The sequence below is a fragment of the Psychroserpens burtonensis DSM 12212 genome (assembly GCF_000425305.1).
GTDB lineage: Bacteria > Bacteroidota > Bacteroidia > Flavobacteriales > Flavobacteriaceae > Psychroserpens > Psychroserpens burtonensis.
The window spans coordinates 48,239-65,666 of sequence record NZ_AUDE01000018.1 but is presented as its reverse complement, the minus strand read 5'-3'; the positions used below and the strand labels follow the sequence as shown (position 1 = coordinate 65,666).

The following is a 17,428-nucleotide window of genomic DNA, read 5'->3' as shown; positions in this document are numbered from 1 at the left end:
TTATTAGTATTTAAGATTATAATTTAATTTTAAAAAGAAAGATCGACCATAAGCTAATGGTAGTCCAGTAGGTGCATCACCATGTGCTCCTCCTGGAAACGCACTCGTATTTACAGTAGTAATATTTAAAAGGTTTCGTGCACCAACAGTGGCTACAATTTTCTTATTTAAGAATGATTTTTCATAGTTTAGATCTAGCCAACTAAAGGCTTCAGTTTCTCCTCTTTCAAAGGTTTGCTCACCGACATCATTGGCTTTTTGAACAAATTGTTGAGCGCGTCCATTATGCTTTAAATACAGTGTGAAATTGCTGTTCCATTTGGGTACACTATAATTTAAATTGAAATTAGCCGAAAGATTAAATAGAAAGTTATCATTAGCATTTTGCTCTGCATTTAATACTTGAGAAACACCAGTAACAGATAAGCCTAAACCACCAGTTAAACGTTTGTATTTTAATTCATTTTCTAAAAAGAAACCTAAGGACTTGAAGGCGTCTATATTTGTATACTTAAATGCTAATGGCTGAGGATTGGATACAATAAGTTCAATTTTATCTTCCAAATCAATGTAAGAGACACTTAGCTTACTTTTTAGTGATACGTCATTTTTGAATTTGATTGTTTTTTTTAAATGTGTAAATACAGAGAAACCACGTTCCGGATTTAAATTCGGGTTCCCTTGTACATCGTGGTTACTATCTACAAAAAAGGTGAATAGCTCATCGTAAGTAGGTGTTTTGTTCGAAGAACCAATGACTGTTCTGAACTCCCAATCTTTTCCAAATGAATATTTAGTACTCAATGATAAGATGTACTGAGGTCCAAATAAATTAGTAAATGACGTTCTAATGCCTGGTCGAATCGAGAAGCGATCAGAAAATTGATATTCCGAAGAAAGGAAACCGTCATAAGTATTGAGTCGTCCTTCAACACGTTCAGTATTTGGATCTAGTAATATTGCAAGTCCGTCGCCATAGCCTTTTTCCAATGTCATTTCGTATCCAGCTTGGAGATTATAACGTTTGGTTTTAAACAAATTACTTACGGTTGCTCTGGTAAAAAAGGCAGTACGCGATAAATATTCTTGGCGCTCCACATTTTGAAGATCTCTATCTCTTATGACGTATCCGTAGGTTTCAATATCATTTCTTTGCTGTTGAAAAGAGCTTACTATATTATAGTTTAGTTGATCATTTATACGTCCTATGGCATTAATACTATGTGTAAATCTGTTTGCTATTAAGTTGTTATCTAAAGCGATAGGATTACTGGTATCTGTAGCAGGGTTTATGTTTTCATTAATGGACCTGTTATTCCTATTGATTATTTCATTTAAATAATCAAACCTATAATGAATAGAAAAATCTTTGTTGCCTTTAAATCGAAGTAGTAGGTTAGGGTTCAATTGTGTTTTAGGCAACCATTCATGTCCTCTTCTACCATCATTTTGGTCGTAATTCTCTCCTAATTGCTTATTAAAAAAACCTGCAAATTGATTTCTTAAAAATCCTGCTTTGGCGAAAAACTTTTCATTAAAATAATGATTAGCACTAACCGACTGTATGTGTCTACCTTGGTCAAATAATCCATATTCACTACCTACAGTTTCTTCCTGTACATAAATTGAAACTTCTGTATCAAACCGAGACGATTTTTTCGTGATTATATTAATAATACCAGTAACCGCATTAGATCCATATTGGACTCCCATGGCACCTTCTACGATTTATATACGCTCTACATCGTCTAAATTTATGAGAGTTAAATCAGCACCATTACCAAAACCACCTTCGTTTATAAGTGGCACATTATCAATCAAGATTTTGAAGTATTGACCGTTCAAGCCAAATAGTGATACTTCAGATCTTCCATTTCCTAGGTTAGGAACTATATTTATATTTAAAGTTTGATTAAGTAAGTCTGCTAAATTGACACCAGCGCGTTTTTCGATTTCTCTTCTGTCAATCACTTTTACCTCAAAAACAGATTTCTCAACAGATTGAGGATTTATCTGCCCAGTAACAACCACTTCTTTTAGTTTTTCAACTTTTACAGAATCTTTAGCAGTCTCTTGTGTTTCTTGAGCTAGAGAAAGCGCACTAAAAAAAAGTGTAAAATAAAGTAAGAAATATTTGTTATTTAGATTCATTCTTGATTAAATTTACCGCAAATATAAAAGTTATTTTAATTTAATCTAAATAAGAATAGAGTTTTTTCGAAAGACTTAAATTTTAACAATTATGAAAAAAGCAATCATCTTACCAGTATTATTTTTAGCGTTTTCTCTCGTTATAAATGCACAAAACAAAAAACAATTAGACCAAGAAGCCATTAAATCTATGTGTGGTTGCTTTGAAGTCACCTTTAATTTTACTGAGACATTTTCTTATAGTAAAGATTCTGTATATCAACCTTCAGAAAAAAAAATAGATTATGCTTTGGAGTGGGCTCAATTAGTCCAAGATGAAGATAACAAAGTGTCTATCCAGCATTTATTGCAAGTTGGTAAGCCAGATAATCCATATATCGTGAAGCATTGGAGACAAGATTGGTTGTTTGAAAACACAAATCTCTACATGTATAATGGCGATAATAATTGGGATTTTGAGAAGAGGTCTAATGATGCTGTGACAGGGCAATGGACACAAAAAGTGTTTCAGGTGGATGATAGTCCGCGTTATGAAGGCTCAGCAACTTGGGTTCATGTCGATGGGAAAAGTTACTGGGAAAATACAACACCTGCGCCATTACCACGACGAGAATATACCAAGCGTAATGATTACAATATCACACTAAGAGGGAATCGTCAGGAGATCACAAAAGGGGGTTGGGTTCATGATCAAGATAATGCTAAAATTGTAAGAGCAGATGGTCAGGTTGATGTTATAATAGCAGATGAAAAAGGTCATAATACTTATAAAAAAGTAGACGATAGCACATGTCAAGGTGCTATAGATTGGTGGCAAGAACACCAAGATAAATGGGCTATGGTTAGAGCTAAATGGAATGAGGTTTATGGTAGACATCAAAACTTAGTTCTAGAAGAAAAAGTAGACAATAAAGTGTTATACAAGTTTTTATTTGATAATGAGATGACCAAAGAAAGTGATATAAACTCCACTATTGAATCATTTGTAAAAAAATAGATCATGAGAACGTTCAAATTAATTACAACAGTATTAATCCTAACCATTTTCACTCCTTTTTTTGCTCAAGAATCGAATGTGTTTTTAAATCGTGAGTTTTGGAAGACCAATCCGTCAGTTTCTATCGTAAAGAAAAAGATTAAGTTAGGAAATAATCCAGCCCAATTAAATAACAATGCTTTTGATGCGATGTCTTATGCACTTATTGAAAACGTGGATAATAAAACGATAAAATATCTTTTGAAGCAACCACGGAACGACGTGAATAAACTAACTCACGATGGGAGAACCTTTATTTTCTGGGCAGCTTACAAAGGTAATCTAGAGATGATGGCCTATTTGGTGAGCCAAGGTGCAAAGACAGATATTATTGATAGTCACGGGTATTCTGTTGCAAGTTTTGCAGCAAGATCTGGTGTTCAGTATATTGAGTTATATGAGTTTTTAGTGAAACATGGTGCCCAGTTTTCCGAAGAAAAAAATCATGATGGTGCCAATGCGTTATTATTGGTTGCATCGTCTTTGAATGACTTTAAATTGGTAGAGTATTTTACATCTAACGGTATTGACTTAAATACTACAGATAATTTTGGCAACGGGATTTTTAATTATGCTGCAAAAGGAGGTAACACCAAAATGCTTGATAGGCTTATTGAAAAGGGGATTTCGCATAAAGGTTTGAATAAAAATGGAGGTAATGCCATGCTATTTGCTAGTCAAGGTTCTCGTGGAGGCAAAACCAATCTTGGTACCTATATGTTTTTGGAAGAAAAAGGTATTGCTGCCAATGTCATTGGTGAAAACGGAAGAAACCCGTTGCATGCCATTTCTTATAATAGTGAGGATCTAGAAATCTATCGATTTTTTATCAAACATGGTGTTGATTCCAATTTGCAAGATAATGGAGGTAATTCTCCTTTTATGAACGCAGCCAATAGTAATACGTTACCTGTTGTGAAGTTTCTATACTCTTATGTCAAGGATATTAATGCTAAAGATGAAAATGGTCAATCAGCGCTAGTGATGGCTGTCAATCGTAATGATGTTGACATCATAGATTTTCTTCTAAAAAAGCAAGCGGATATAAACACCGTTGACAATGAAGAAAATACCCTGTCTTATTATCTACTGAATAATTTCCAGGTTAATAATACCAAAGCATTTGAAGATAAGTTGAGCTTACTGAAATCTAACGGGTTGGTCATCAACCAAACTCAAAATAATGGTAATACCTTATTACATATCGCCACTGAACGTAGTAATCTTGAGTTATTAAAACGTCTTGAAACCTTTGATATTGATATCAATGCAAAAAACACAAACGGATTTACTGTACTTCAAATTGCAGCCATGAAAGCTAAACACCAAGATATTTTGAAATACTTGATTGGGAAAGGCGCAGACAAAACAGTCATGACCGATTTTGATGAGTCTGTCTACGATTTAGCAAACGAAAATGAGTTGTTGCAACAACGTAATATTGATATTAATTTTTTAAAATAATAGATGATGATAAAACGATATTTTAAACTAATACCAATACTACTAGTGAGCGCTTTTATAGGTTTTGGATTCTCGTTTAAACCAAAAGAGTCGCATTATAAATGCATGATTCAAATGACGAATTATACAGGAGAAGGTGCTTACATCGTCATTTCTTTATTGAATACTGAAGGTGAATACGAAAAGACTTTATATGTTCAAGGTGATGATGATGAGTGGTATTTTGATATTACAGATTGGTGGGATTTCTACGGAAAACGTCGCACTAATCTAGACGCTATTACAGGAGCAACCATTAGTGGTGGCGAACGTGCGATTAGCGTCATAGACATTGAGGATGATAAGCTTGATAAAGGCTATACAATTAGATTTGAATCTGCTGTTGAGGACCAGGAATATTACAAAGATGATGTAGAATTTGAACTCACAACAGATAACGTTAAAGGAAAAACAGAAGGTGACGGATTTATTCGTTACATAAGAATGATGCCCCAAAAATAGCCTATAGTATGACCATTTCGGTTTGGAGATTTAGCCACCTAATGTTGGCGCTCATATCTTCAATTTTTATTGTTTTAGCGTCTTTAACAGGAATGGTCTTGGCTTTTGAGCCTATTTCTAATCAGTTGCAAGATTATAAGGTTGAATCTATGGATGAGGTCTCGTTGGCGACCACTATTCTCAATTTAGCTAATACTTATGATGAGGTTCTCCATGTTGAAGTCGATAATAATGAATTTGTTATTGCTTCGGTACTTACAAACGAAGGAGAGAGTGAAACGTTTTATGTCAATCCAGAAACAGGTGAAAAGCTAGGTGATATTATTGAAAAAGCGTCTGTTTTTAAGTTTGCAACCAATTTGCATCGGTCTTTATTTTTAAAATCTACCGGTCGTTTTATTATTGGATTAGTCTCCTTCTTTTTATTTCTAATGGCGATTACAGGTATTATTTTGATTGCTAAGCGTCAAGGCGGGATAACACGTTGGTTTTCTAAAGTGGTTAACGAGAATTTTGAGCAATATTACCATGTGTTGCTTGGTCGCTATCTGCTCATTCCAATAAGTATTGTTGCCTTTACAGGCGTTTATTTGTCCTTGGAGAAATTTGATCTCCTTCCGGAAAGTGACATCAAACATTCCTATCCAGAAGTTGTAGAGGTTGACGTGGTGAGAACCCCAATTTCAGAATTTGAACTGTTTCGAAGTCTTAAAATTTCCGAAGTAAAAAGTATTGAGTTTCCATTTTCCGAAGACATCGAAGATTACTTTTTTATCAAATTGGCAGACAAAGAACTATTGTTCAATCAGTATTCTGGTGACATTGTGAGTGAGCAACCTTACGCTATGGTTCAAATGGCATCGCAATGGAGCTTTGTTTTGCATACAGGAAGCGGAACTATAGTTTGGTCTGTGGTATTGTTTTTAGTTTGTATTGGTCTCTTGTTTTTCATTTATACAGGTTTTGCAATGACTTTAAAACGATTAAAAAATAACGAAAAAGTGAGTAATAGTATTATGAAAGATGATGCAGAATATATAATTCTCGTAGGTTCAGAAACCGGAACAACTTACACGTTTGCTACGCTGTTTTTTAAGGCTCTAATTACTGCTGGTGAAAAAGCTTTTATTTCTGATTTAAACAGTTATACAGGTTATGATAATGCTAAACAGCTTATTATTTTTACTGCTACTTATGGCGAAGGCGAAGCGCCTACCAATGCCAAACAGTTTGGTAAACATTTAGATGTTACCGTTCAAAATAAATTAGAGTATGCGGTTCTAGGTTTTGGATCATTGATGTATCCTGAGTATTGTAAATACGCAATTGTGGTGGATGCATTATTGCAACAACACAAAGAGTTTACGCCCAAATTACCATTGTTTAAAATCAATAACCAATCTCAAGAAGCCTTTAAATTATGGGTGAGACAGTGGAGTGAAAGTAATGCCATTGCCCTAGATGTAAAGTTTAGGGATTCAATAAAAGATCAAAAAAGCAGTAAATCGTTTAAAGTGATGGAGCGGTCAGCGTTGAATGTGGATCGTTCTTTTTTAATACGATTTAAACCACAACAGCGGGTGAAATTTGAATCAGGTGATTTATTGTCAATTAAAATTAACAGCGATGAAACGGCACGATTATATTCAATAGGAAAATTAAATGGAGATATTTTATTATCTGTAAAGACCCATGACAAGGGGTTATGCTCAAATTATTTAAATGATATAAATGCTAACGATATGATAAAAGCAGGAATACAACGAAATTATGATTTTCATTTTCCAGAATATGCTGATGAAGTGGTGATGATCGCAAATGGTACTGGAATAGCACCTTTTTTAGGAATGATTAGCGATAACAAAAAGAAAAAGAAGATTCATTTATTTTGGGGTGGTCGCACAAAAGCATCCTTTGATATGTATGACAAGGTTATTTACCAAGCTTTTGATAAAAAATATATATCGAGTATAAATATTGCCTATTCACAAGAGCAGGACGAACAAAATTATGTGCAAGATTTAATTGCTCAAAAAGACGAGTTCATTGCTAATCATCTTAAAAATGAAGGGGTCATCATGATTTGTGGTTCATTAGAAATGCAAAATAGTGTTTTAGAGACGTTGCAAAACATCACTAATACCAGATTAAAGATGTCTTTAAGTGCCTTTGAAAACATGGAACAAATTAAAATGGACTGTTATTAAGTTGTAAGTTATGAGTAAAAAAATAAAAACGTTATCAAAAACAAAAAGTGGAGAATTATATCTATGTGGCCAATGCGAGGTTTTCCATTTAGAATTCAATAATATTTATTTTGAGTTTACAGAAGAGCAATTTTTATATTTTAAAAATTATCTATTGTGTATTGAAGTTGAGTATTGGGAACATAAATATGCATGCGGTAGAATAAAAAAAAAAATTCCAATTCCAACAATGCAAGCCAATTTAGTACTCATGTTCAACAGACAAGAAATTTTTGAGTTGATTGATCTGTTTGAATTTACGGATGGCTCCAAAATATTAAAAGTTTCAGATATAGATTATACACTAATAGTTAATTGACTATGAGACAGATTTATAGATTCTATTACAACGACTTTGGTACTTCTTTTTTTCTGGAAAAGTAACTTAAAACATAAAAATAATTTAGTAGAGTTGGTCTTTAGGGATGCAAAATTGTATTTAAAACTTGTTGAAATTGAAATCATGTATGACATGGTAAAGGGTGTCGTGGACAAGACTTCACTTTGTTTGGATTGTTAAAATTACGAGTATTGTAACCCTTGTCCTCTATAAGTTTCAAAAGCAAAAGGGAGTTTTAAGAGCGCCTTTAATGAAGCGACTAAAATTTTTACTCATTTTCATTAATTATAACTTTACTCAAACTTTAACAGTCTTTAAAGTCCACATTTTCAATTAATTATTCTTAGTTTGTTAAGTTTATTTAAATTTAGTCTAAATAAGCTTTGATAATTTAAAGATGTGTTTTATTTTTGCAATCGAATTACAGATGTTATTTGTATTAAGTCTAAATAAAAACAATAAAAGCTTAAAAAATGAAAAAAATCGCTCTAAGTTTATTTGCAATTGCAAGTCTTTTCACATCATGCTCTAATGATGATGATGTTATTACAACGACATCACAAGTAGAAGCACCTGCAACTTATACGTTTCAAAGAAATGGAGAAACAACCGTCAGTTACAGTGGACAAACCACTCGTATTTTAATGGGAGAAGAATTTATAAGTGCACTTAAAGATCCATCTAAAACTGAAGCTCAGTTGGACGATATGTTTGCTCATGTAGAAGGAAATGCAGATTTCTCTGACGCAGATTTAAACGCTTCTAATAAAAGTATTCGAAGTAAAGTAGCTGCCTCTTCAGATTTCTTTGCAGCTAACACTGCTGATGCCACAGTTATAAAAAATGATTTTGACGGTTGGATTGCAAACCAAGTCAATGATGTGTTTCCAAGATGGAATGATGATGCTTCTGCAGGAGTTGCAGGTCAAATTCAGGAAGCTGGAGGAGGATCTATTCGTTATATTAATGCTCAGGGTTTAGAATATAATCAAGCCATAAACAAGGGCTTAATTGGTGCTTTGATGACAGATCAATTGCTAAATAATTATTTAAGTCCTGCTGTTTTAGATGCAGGGGATAACGTAGTAGATAACAATGCAGGTACGGTAGCTGAAGGAAAAAACTACACTAATATGGAGCACAAATGGGATGAGGCTTTTGGTTACCTATATGGGACTGATGACGCTACAAACCCAATGCTTAATCAAGATAGCTTTTTAAACAAGTATTTGTCTAGAGTAGAGGGAGATTCCGATTATCAAGGGATTGCTCTTAGTCTTTACAACGCTTTTAAATTAGGTCGTGCTGCTATTGTTGCAAATGATTATATTATAAGAGATGAGCAAGCTGATATTATTAAAAATGAAATTTCTAAAATGATTGCTATTAGAGCAATCTACTATTTAGAACAAGGTAGGATTGTTAGAAGTGCTGGAGATAATGGTGGTGCATTCCATGACTTATCTGAAGGTTTTGGTTTTATCTATAGCTTACAATTTACACGTCAGGCAGACTCTAATGCGCCTTATTTCACGAAGACTGAAGTAGATGGGTTTATTACTCAATTAATGGAAGGAAACGGGTTTTGGAATGTTGCAGATGCAACTCTAGAGGCAATGTCGGCTGAAATTGCAAATAGATTTGATTTATCTATTGCGCAAGCAGGAAGTTAATTACGTGTTAATCTAAAAAAAGCAAATACGTTCCCTTGCTTGAACGTATTCGCTTGTTTATCTTTGCAAAATGAAAAAGTAAAATATAAAATGAAAAAATGATGAAGAAAATTGTTTTAAGTTTATTTACAATCGTGTTGTTCGTGGCTTGTACAGAGTCAGACGATACAGGAGGATCTGGTGGGACATCAGATGATTTTAACCGTCAAGCGATGTTGACGAATTGGGCAGATAATATTATTATTCCTGCTGTTCAAGATTTAAGTTCAGATTTAGGAACATTATCTGCAAATAAAGATGCGTTTTTGGCGTCTCCAAATCAAACTACTTTAGATGCCATAAGAGTATCTTGGCTAGAAGCCTACAAAACGTGGCAATATGTTGAAATGTTTAATATTGGTAAAGCAGAAGAGTTTAATTATGCTTTTCAAATGAATATTTATCCTACTAATGTTAGGGATATTCAAAGTAATATTAGCTCAGGAACCTATGATCTTGCTAGCGTAAATAATAACGATGCCGTTGGTTTTCCAGCTGTAGATTATATGTTATATGGTTTATCAAATAGTGATACTGAAATTTTGGATGCCTATACAATAGTTTCAAATTTTGAAGCTCATAAGTCATATTTGTCAGATTTGATAAATCAAATGCAAGCTTTGACGACTACAGTTTTAAGTGACTGGACATCAAATTACAGAGATATTTTTGTCAATAGTTCAGCAAATACGGCGACTAGTTCTTCAAATAAATTGACTAACGACTTTATTTTCTATTACGAGAAAGGGTTGCGAGCTAATAAATTTGGGATTCCAGCAGGTGTGTTTTCAACAACGTCTTTTAATGATAAGGTTGAAGCTTTTTACAATAAAGATGCCTCAAAAATATTGGCGCTAGAAGCTTTACAGGCTGTTCAAGATTTTTTCAACGGCAAAGCTTATAATGCTTCAATATCTGGAGAGAGTTTTAACTCCTACTTACAGTATTTAAATACAATTAAAGAAGGTGACGATTTAAGTGCCTTAATCAATAATCAGTTTAATACTGCTGAATCAAAAATACAAGTGTTAAGTAATGATTTTTCATTACAAGTTGAAACGGATAATAATAAAATGTTAGAGGCCTTTGATGAATTACAAAAAGCAGTCGTTCTTTTAAAAGTGGATATGATTCAAGCAATGAACATCAGTGTCGATTTTGTAGATGCAGATGGAGATTAATCTCGCATAAAATTAAATAATAATTAAGATTCTTTAGTGGTGTAAATCGTTAAGGAATCTCTTTTTAACAAGCCATTTAAGGCTCCAATAAAAGCACTCTTTTGGGTTAAGAATAGTCTCAACCTAATATTTAGATGACATCGAAACTTAACAAATACCTAAATAAAACGACAAATGCAGCTCCTCTAGCAGTTTTTCGTGTGCTTTTTGGGATCATGATGTGTTTTAGTCTCCTAAGGTTTTGGTACCATGGTTGGATAGAAAAGCTATACATAGCCCCTAAGTTCCATTTTAAATATTATAATTTTGAATGGGTGAGATCATTAGGAGATTATAATTATCTGTTATTTTTTGTCTGCGGAATATCCGCACTGTTTATCGCTTTTGGTCTAAAATATAGATTTTCAATCATCATATTCTTTTTAAGCTTCACGTACATAGAGCTCATTGACAAAACGACCTATCTCAATCATTATTATTTTATTAGTGTCCTGAGCTTTTTGATGATCTTTTTGCCTGCAAACGCTAAGTTTTCAGTAGATAATTTACTGCGGAAGCGACGTTTTAATCAAATCCCAAATTGGACAATAGACAGTATAAAACTACTTTTAGGAATTGTGTATTTCTACGCCGGAATAGCAAAAATAAATAGTGATTGGTTACTTAGCGCCATGCCATTAAAAATCTGGCTACCGTCAAAATACGATTTACCAATAATTGGTAATAATTTAATGCAACAAGACTGGTTTCACCACGCGATGAGCTGGTCTGGAATGTTTTACGACTTATTTATTCCATTTTTGTTACTGTATAAACGTACCCGTATTTTTGCTTTTGTGCTCGTTGTGTTTTTCCATGTATTTACGAGAATTTTATTTCCAATTGGAATGTTTCCATTTATTATGATTGTGGCGACGTTAATCTTTTTTGATGCCAGCGTTCATGAAAAAATAATTGCGATTATTAAACGTATTATCAAACCGTTTCAAAAAATAATAAAAGCTCCAAAATTACAAGAGACATATCCATTTTGTAGTCGAAAGATCTTACTGCCAATCGTAGCTGTTTTTTTTGCATTTCAAATCCTATTTCCGTTTAGGTATTTATTGTATAAGAACGAATTATTTTGGACTGAAGAAGGTTATAGATTGTCATGGCGAGTCATGCTTATGGAAAAAGCAGGAATGACGACCTTTAAAATTGCTAATTCTAAATCAGGGCAGTATTTCTATGTTGATAATACTGATTTCTTGTCTGCCTTTCAAGAAAGGCAAATGAGCTCTCAACCAGACTTTATTTTAGAATATGCTCATTTTTTAGGAGACCATTTTAAAACTCAAGGTCACGAAAATATACAAGTTTTCGCTGATAGCTACGTCGCACTCAACGGACGATTAAGCCAACAATATGTTGATCCAACCGTCGATTTATATCAAGAAAAAGAATCATTTAAACCCAAAAATTGGATTTTACCATTTAAAGATGACATTAAAGGATTTTAAATTAGTACTATTTATATTTCTATTCAGTTTACCTGTAATTGGGCAGAACAAACTCTCAGGTTACATTACTAATGGAACTGATAATACCGTTATTAATAATGTTCAAGTTTTTGAGAAATCTGCTGGTTTATTAACGACGTCAGACGCTAAAGGATACTATGAGTTTTCTTCGGAAAAAACAGAACTAACTGTGATATTTTATATTTCAGAATTTGAGATTCTTGAACGAGAACAAACCCTTGAAAAGGATGAGAATCTAAACGTCGTTTTGTTGCCATTACAGGAAAATCTTTCTGAAATTATAATCAACGTAAGACGCGCAAAAGTTTTTGAACTTAATAGACTAAAGGATGTTGAAGGCACTGCTATTTATGCAGGTAAAAAAACCGAAGTTGTTTTAGTAGATCAATCACTTGCTAATCTTGCGACTAATAATGCACGTCAAATTTACAGCCAGGTTGCAGGACTAAATATTTTCCAAAATGACGATGCAGGATTACAACTTAATATTGGAGGTCGTGGTTTAGATCCCAATCGTACAGCTAATTTTAATACGAGACAAAACGGTTATGACATTAGTGCAGATGTTTTGGGGTATCCAGAAAGTTACTATACACCAGCAACCGAAGGTTTAAAAGAAATTCAAGTGATTCGTGGTGCTGCTTCGCTGCAGTACGGAACCCAGTTTGGCGGACTCATAAACTTCAAAACTAAAGCTCCAAATCCAAATAAGCCCATTGAGCTTATTACTAGAAATACGGTAGGAAGTTTTGGGTTATACACAAACTTCACAAGCCTTAGTGGTACCAAAGGGAAGTTTAGCTATTATACCTATTTCAATTATAAAAAAGGTGACGGCTTTAGACCTAATTCTCAGTTTGAATCTAAGAATGTATTTGCACATGTGGGCTACAAATTCAATGAGAAAACAAACATCTCTGCAGAGTTCACACATTTGTATTATCTCGCTCAGCAAGCTGGTGGTTTAACAGATGCACAGTTTAATGAAGATCCATTGCAAAGCAATAGAGCACGCAATTGGTTTAGAGTAAATTGGTTGTTGTATAACTTCAAGTTGAGTCATAAAATTTCCGAAGATACCAACTTTACATTCAATGCTTTTGGGCTTAATGCTTCTCGTGACGCGCTAGGGTTTAGAACCAATCGCGTAGATCAAATTGATCCCAATGGCGAACGCGATTTAATAAAAGGTGAGTTTAATAACTTTGGAGCAGAAGCACGATTACTGAGTAAATATAAGATCTTCGGAAAAGAAGCCACCTTCCTAATTGGCTCTAAATTTTATAAAGCGAGTAATAGCGAACAGCAAGGTCCAGGATCTGAAGGAAGCGGTCCAGACTTTAATTTATTTAACGATGAGTTCCCAAATTATCCAGCACAATCACAATTTGATTTTCCTAATTTAAATGTAGCTGTATTTGGAGAGAATATTTTTTACTTAAATGATACGTTTTCTATCACACCAGGGTTTCGTTTTGAATATATAAAAACCGAAAGTGAAGGGTTTTTCAAACGCATTAATACAGATGCAGCAGGCAATGTTATTTTTGAGGAAACGGTAGAAGATAACCGTGATTTTGAGCGTAAGTTCATATTGTTAGGCGTTGGTTTGAGTTATAGGCCATCAACTGCCTTAGAGGTTTATGGAAATATCTCTCAAAATTATAGATCTGTAACCTTCTCAGATATCAATATTTTAAATCCAGCATTTGCTGTGAATCCAAATATTACAGATGAGGAAGGCTTTACTGCAGATATCGGTTTTCGAGGTAATTATAAAAATACCATTTCTTATGACTTAGGTGCTTTTGCTTTATTCTATAACGGTAGAATTGGTTTTATTCAAAAAGCGTTTGATGATGGTCGTGTTATAAGTGAACGTGGTAATGTTGGTGATGCTAGACTATTTGGTATAGAATCTTTAGTTGATTTTAATTTTAAGAAGATTCTTAAAATGGACAATGATTTTAGTTTTAATTATTTCATCAATGCGTCTTTTATTTCCTCGGAATACACGCAATCCCAACAATCTGGAGTTGCAGGGAATCAAGTTGAATTTGTTCCTGATGTGAATATTAAAACAGGGTTGCGATTCGGGTATAAAAACTTGTTAGCAAATGTGCAATACTCGTATTTGGCTAGTCAATTTACAGATGCAACAAACTCTCAAGACTCAAATTTAAGCGGAGTTATTGGAGCAATACCACAATATGATATTATGGATGTATCTCTATCTTACACTTACAAACGTTTTAAGTTAGAAACAGGAATCAATAATCTACTTGATGAAACCTATTTTACAAGACGTGCAACGGGTTATCCAGGACCTGGAATTATACCTTCAGCTCCGAGAAATTATTATGCCACATTTCAAATCAAATTATAATATTATTTAATTTATAGTGATTCTGAATTCTTAAATCATAACTTGTTATGATTTAAAGTTCATTATCTTCGTAGAAACATATCGATATGAACACTACAATAGAAAAATTACTAAATAATCAAATTAAGTACGAAGCGCAAGCGTCATTACAATATTTAGCAATGGCATCTTGGGCCGATGCTACTGGTTATAATGGAGTTTCAGATTTCTTTTATAGTCAGTCAGACGAAGAACGTGTTCACATGAGTAAATTAATAAAGTTTGTCAACCAAAGAGGAGGATCTGTCATTATACCAGCTTTGGACAAACCTAAAGACAGCTATCAAGGACTCAATGAGCTTTTTGCAAAGTTTTTAGAAAGTGAAATGTTTGTGACAGAGCAAATCAACCATGTTATTTTTGAATGTTTACAACAAAAAGATTACAACGTACACAATTTCATGCAATGGTATGTGACAGAGCAATTAGAAGAAGAAGCAATGGCTAGAACACTACTTGATAAACTAAATATTATTGGAACAGATAAATCTGGTCATTATTTGTTTGATCGTGATATTAATGTAATAGCCGCTAATCATGAAAATGAATAGACAACTGTTGATAATTTTGTAAAAAATGCTCTCTCTACAGGGATCTTTTTTTTGTAACTTTGTTTTTATTTAGAATAAATTAAAATAATGCAAAACGATTTAACAATAGAAAATGTAACTGTGATTATTACATCATGTGTATTTTATTGTGATCAAAATAAGAAGTCTAAGTGTTGTAAAAAGTATAAAAAAGTAGGGAAAACTAATTGTTCTCGTTGCCCCAAATTGTAGTGATTTAAATCTGTTTTTTAAGATTTAACCTTGTCTTAATACAATTCTTTATATAAGTTGTATCTTTGCACGCAATTATAACTGTAATTGCATTATGATAGCACACGAAAATAAAATTATTGGAGAAGGTCTTACCTACGACGACGTACTTCTGGTCCCAGCATTTTCTGAAATTTTACCTAGAGAGGTAAATATCCAAACCAAATTAACTCGTAATATAACGATAAACATACCTATAGTTTCTGCAGCTATGGATACCGTTACAGAGAGTAAAATGGCAATTGCTATGGCTCAAGAAGGTGGTATTGGTGTGCTCCATAAAAATATGACGATAAACCAACAAGCTGAAAAAGTTCGTAAAGTAAAACGAGCCGAAAGTGGTATGATCATAGATCCAGTAACCTTACCAATGACTGCAAAGGTTAGTGATGCTAAGCAAAATATGGCAGAGCACAGTATTGGAGGAATTCCTATTGTAGATGATAAAGGTTTACTTAAAGGGATTGTTACTAATCGTGATTTGCGTTTTGAACACGAGAATGATAGACCGATTGTAGAAGTTATGACTTCTGAAAATTTAATAACTTCGAGAGAAGGTACTTCGTTAAAAGATGCAGAGAAGATCTTACAGCAGAATAAAATCGAAAAATTATTGATTGTTGATGAGAGCTACAAACTAGTTGGACTCATTACATTTAGAGATATTACTAAAGTCACTCAAAAGCCAAATGCAAATAAAGACACCTATGGAAGACTTCGAGTTGCAGCAGCGATTGGTGTTACACCAGATGCAGTAGAGCGTGCTTCAGCATTAGTGAAAGCGGGAGTAGATGCTGTCGTTATAGATACCGCTCACGGTCATACGAAAGGTGTGGTCTTGGTTTTGAAAGAGATTAAAAAGAAATTCCCGAAATTAGAGGTCATCGTCGGAAATATTGCAACTGCAGAAGCAGCTAAATATTTAGTTGAAGCCGGAGCAGATGCTGTAAAAGTAGGGATTGGTCCAGGATCAATTTGTACAACTAGAGTAATAGCAGGAGTCGGGTTTCCTCAGTTTTCTGCAGTTTTAGAGGTTGCAGCAGCAATAAAAGGATCTGGAGTGCCAGTTATAGCAGATGGAGGAATTCGGTATACAGGTGATATTCCAAAAGCGATAGCAGCAGGGGCAGATTGCGTCATGTTAGGATCCTTATTAGCAGGTACAAAAGAGAGTCCAGGAGAAACCATTATTTACGAAGGACGAAAATTTAAATCGTATCGCGGAATGGGTTCAGTAGAAGCGATGAAACAAGGGAGTAAAGACCGTTATTTTCAAGATGTTGAAGATGATATCAAAAAATTAGTCCCAGAAGGTATTGTTGGTCGTGTACCATATAAAGGTGAATTAGTAGAAAGTATCCATCAGTTTATAGGCGGATTAAGAGCAGGAATGGGTTACTGTGGTGCCAAAGATATCGCTTCGCTCCAAAATAAAGGGCAATTTGTAAAAATTACGGCTTCAGGTATTAATGAAAGTCATCCTCATGATGTGACGATTACTAATGAATCTCCTAATTATTCGCGATAGAATAAAAGATATATTAAAAGTAAAAAAGCGCAACATAATGTTGTGCTTTTTTACTTTTAGAACGGTCAGCTTATAGCTGATTTATTCCAAGAGGTATTACTGTTATTTGGTTTTCCTAGCTTTGAGATAACACTACGTTTAGCTTCTCGTGCTAACGGTGTACGTTGTAAATCTGTTAACATAAAAGGTCCTTTTGATTCTGGATAGTTTAAGATTTTAGAAAGAATATGGCAATATCTGTGCCCTTAGCAATAGTAACTTTATATTGTTCCATTTATTAAATCTTTATATAGTATGGTATAGATCTTTGTTTTACAGTGGTCTACTGGTAGTATGTCAATTTCCGAAGCATTAAAACGTCATTTAAATTCGTTTATTATCATGATTTCAGAAGTTTAAGTATGCATAGTTATTGGCTTATTATAACTTATCTCATTAATAACTAATTTGGGACGTTCTTTTTTTGTGCTGCTGAAATAGGACAATTCATTAGGACTGTT

General features: G+C 33.7%; 13 protein-coding genes. 11 read left to right on the top strand and 2 right to left on the bottom strand.

What is annotated here, in order from left to right; genetic code table 11:
• Positions 1–3: 3 nt before the first annotated feature.
• On the bottom strand, positions 4–1,713 hold the full coding sequence (locus tag H593_RS18735) for a TonB-dependent receptor plug domain-containing protein (RefSeq protein WP_051229669.1): 1,710 nt from the start codon (positions 1,711–1,713) through the stop codon (positions 4–6).
• Positions 1,714–1,728: 15 nt separating this feature from the next.
• Entirely contained in the window at positions 1,729–2,151 is a 423-nt protein-coding gene (locus H593_RS19975) for a TonB-dependent receptor plug domain-containing protein (RefSeq protein WP_051229668.1), read from the bottom strand.
• Between the two features lie 91 nt (positions 2,152–2,242).
• On the opposite strand from H593_RS19975, the gene H593_RS0108360 reads away from it, so the two are divergent.
• The 11 genes from H593_RS0108360 to guaB all read left to right on the top strand — a co-directional run bounded on the left by H593_RS0108360 (position 2,243) and on the right by guaB (position 16,928).
• A complete protein-coding gene (locus H593_RS0108360) occupies positions 2,243–3,148 on the top strand; it encodes a DUF6607 family protein (RefSeq protein ID WP_028872041.1) in 906 nt (301 codons plus the stop codon).
• Between the two features lie 3 nt (positions 3,149–3,151).
• The gene (locus tag H593_RS0108355) at positions 3,152–4,651 is read left to right on the top strand and encodes an ankyrin repeat domain-containing protein (RefSeq protein ID WP_028872040.1); all 1,500 of its coding nucleotides are present in this window, start codon (positions 3,152–3,154) and stop codon (positions 4,649–4,651) included.
• A gap of 3 nt (positions 4,652–4,654) precedes the next feature.
• The gene (locus tag H593_RS0108350) at positions 4,655–5,152 is read left to right on the top strand and encodes a DUF2271 domain-containing protein (RefSeq protein ID WP_028872039.1); all 498 of its coding nucleotides are present in this window, start codon (positions 4,655–4,657) and stop codon (positions 5,150–5,152) included.
• A gap of 8 nt (positions 5,153–5,160) precedes the next feature.
• On the top strand, positions 5,161–7,359 hold the full coding sequence (locus H593_RS0108345) for a PepSY domain-containing protein (protein ID WP_028872038.1): 2,199 nt from the start codon (positions 5,161–5,163) through the stop codon (positions 7,357–7,359).
• 10 nt (positions 7,360–7,369) lie between these two features.
• Positions 7,370–7,717: a DUF6686 family protein gene (locus tag H593_RS18730; RefSeq protein ID WP_028872037.1), complete on the top strand. Its 348-nt coding sequence runs from the start codon at positions 7,370–7,372 to the stop codon at positions 7,715–7,717.
• A gap of 494 nt (positions 7,718–8,211) precedes the next feature.
• A complete protein-coding gene (locus tag H593_RS0108335; protein ID WP_028872036.1) occupies positions 8,212–9,411 on the top strand; it encodes a DUF4856 domain-containing protein in 1,200 nt (399 codons plus the stop codon).
• A 98-nt stretch (positions 9,412–9,509) separates the two neighbouring features.
• Positions 9,510–10,631, top strand: a complete 1,122-nt coding sequence (locus H593_RS0108330) for an imelysin family protein (RefSeq protein WP_028872035.1) — start codon at positions 9,510–9,512, stop codon at positions 10,629–10,631.
• Between the two features lie 134 nt (positions 10,632–10,765).
• Positions 10,766–12,133: an HTTM domain-containing protein gene (locus tag H593_RS0108325; RefSeq protein ID WP_028872034.1), complete on the top strand. Its 1,368-nt coding sequence runs from the start codon at positions 10,766–10,768 to the stop codon at positions 12,131–12,133.
• Positions 12,114–14,540, top strand: coding sequence for a TonB-dependent receptor domain-containing protein (locus H593_RS0108320; RefSeq protein ID WP_028872033.1), 2,427 nt, complete (start codon positions 12,114–12,116; stop codon positions 14,538–14,540). The genes H593_RS0108325 and H593_RS0108320 overlap by 20 nt, the downstream gene beginning before the upstream one ends.
• Before the next feature lie 86 nt (positions 14,541–14,626).
• The gene (locus H593_RS0108315) at positions 14,627–15,130 is read left to right on the top strand and encodes a ferritin (protein ID WP_028872032.1); all 504 of its coding nucleotides are present in this window, start codon (positions 14,627–14,629) and stop codon (positions 15,128–15,130) included.
• 325 nt (positions 15,131–15,455) lie between these two features.
• Positions 15,456–16,928, top strand: coding sequence for an IMP dehydrogenase (guaB, locus tag H593_RS0108310; protein ID WP_028872031.1), 1,473 nt, complete (start codon positions 15,456–15,458; stop codon positions 16,926–16,928).
• Positions 16,929–17,428 lie beyond the last annotated feature (500 nt).

Coding starts and splice junctions, on each gene's coding strand:
- H593_RS0108335 (WP_028872036.1), top strand. CDS start 8,212: ATGAAAAAAATCGCTCTAAGTTTATTTGCAATTGCAAGTCTTTTCACA.
- H593_RS18735 (WP_051229669.1), bottom strand. CDS start 1,713: ATGGGAGTCCAATATGGATCTAATGCGGTTACTGGTATTATTAATATA.
- guaB (WP_028872031.1), top strand. CDS start 15,456: ATGATAGCACACGAAAATAAAATTATTGGAGAAGGTCTTACCTACGAC.
- H593_RS0108315 (WP_028872032.1), top strand. CDS start 14,627: ATGAACACTACAATAGAAAAATTACTAAATAATCAAATTAAGTACGAA.
- H593_RS0108345 (WP_028872038.1), top strand. CDS start 5,161: ATGACCATTTCGGTTTGGAGATTTAGCCACCTAATGTTGGCGCTCATA.
- H593_RS0108360 (WP_028872041.1), top strand. CDS start 2,243: ATGAAAAAAGCAATCATCTTACCAGTATTATTTTTAGCGTTTTCTCTC.
- H593_RS18730 (WP_028872037.1), top strand. CDS start 7,370: ATGAGTAAAAAAATAAAAACGTTATCAAAAACAAAAAGTGGAGAATTA.
- H593_RS0108350 (WP_028872039.1), top strand. CDS start 4,655: ATGATGATAAAACGATATTTTAAACTAATACCAATACTACTAGTGAGC.
- H593_RS0108330 (WP_028872035.1), top strand. CDS start 9,510: ATGATGAAGAAAATTGTTTTAAGTTTATTTACAATCGTGTTGTTCGTG.
- H593_RS0108355 (WP_028872040.1), top strand. CDS start 3,152: ATGAGAACGTTCAAATTAATTACAACAGTATTAATCCTAACCATTTTC.
- H593_RS0108320 (WP_028872033.1), top strand. CDS start 12,114: ATGACATTAAAGGATTTTAAATTAGTACTATTTATATTTCTATTCAGT.
- H593_RS19975 (WP_051229668.1), bottom strand. CDS start 2,151: ATGAATCTAAATAACAAATATTTCTTACTTTATTTTACACTTTTTTTT.
- H593_RS0108325 (WP_028872034.1), top strand. CDS start 10,766: ATGACATCGAAACTTAACAAATACCTAAATAAAACGACAAATGCAGCT.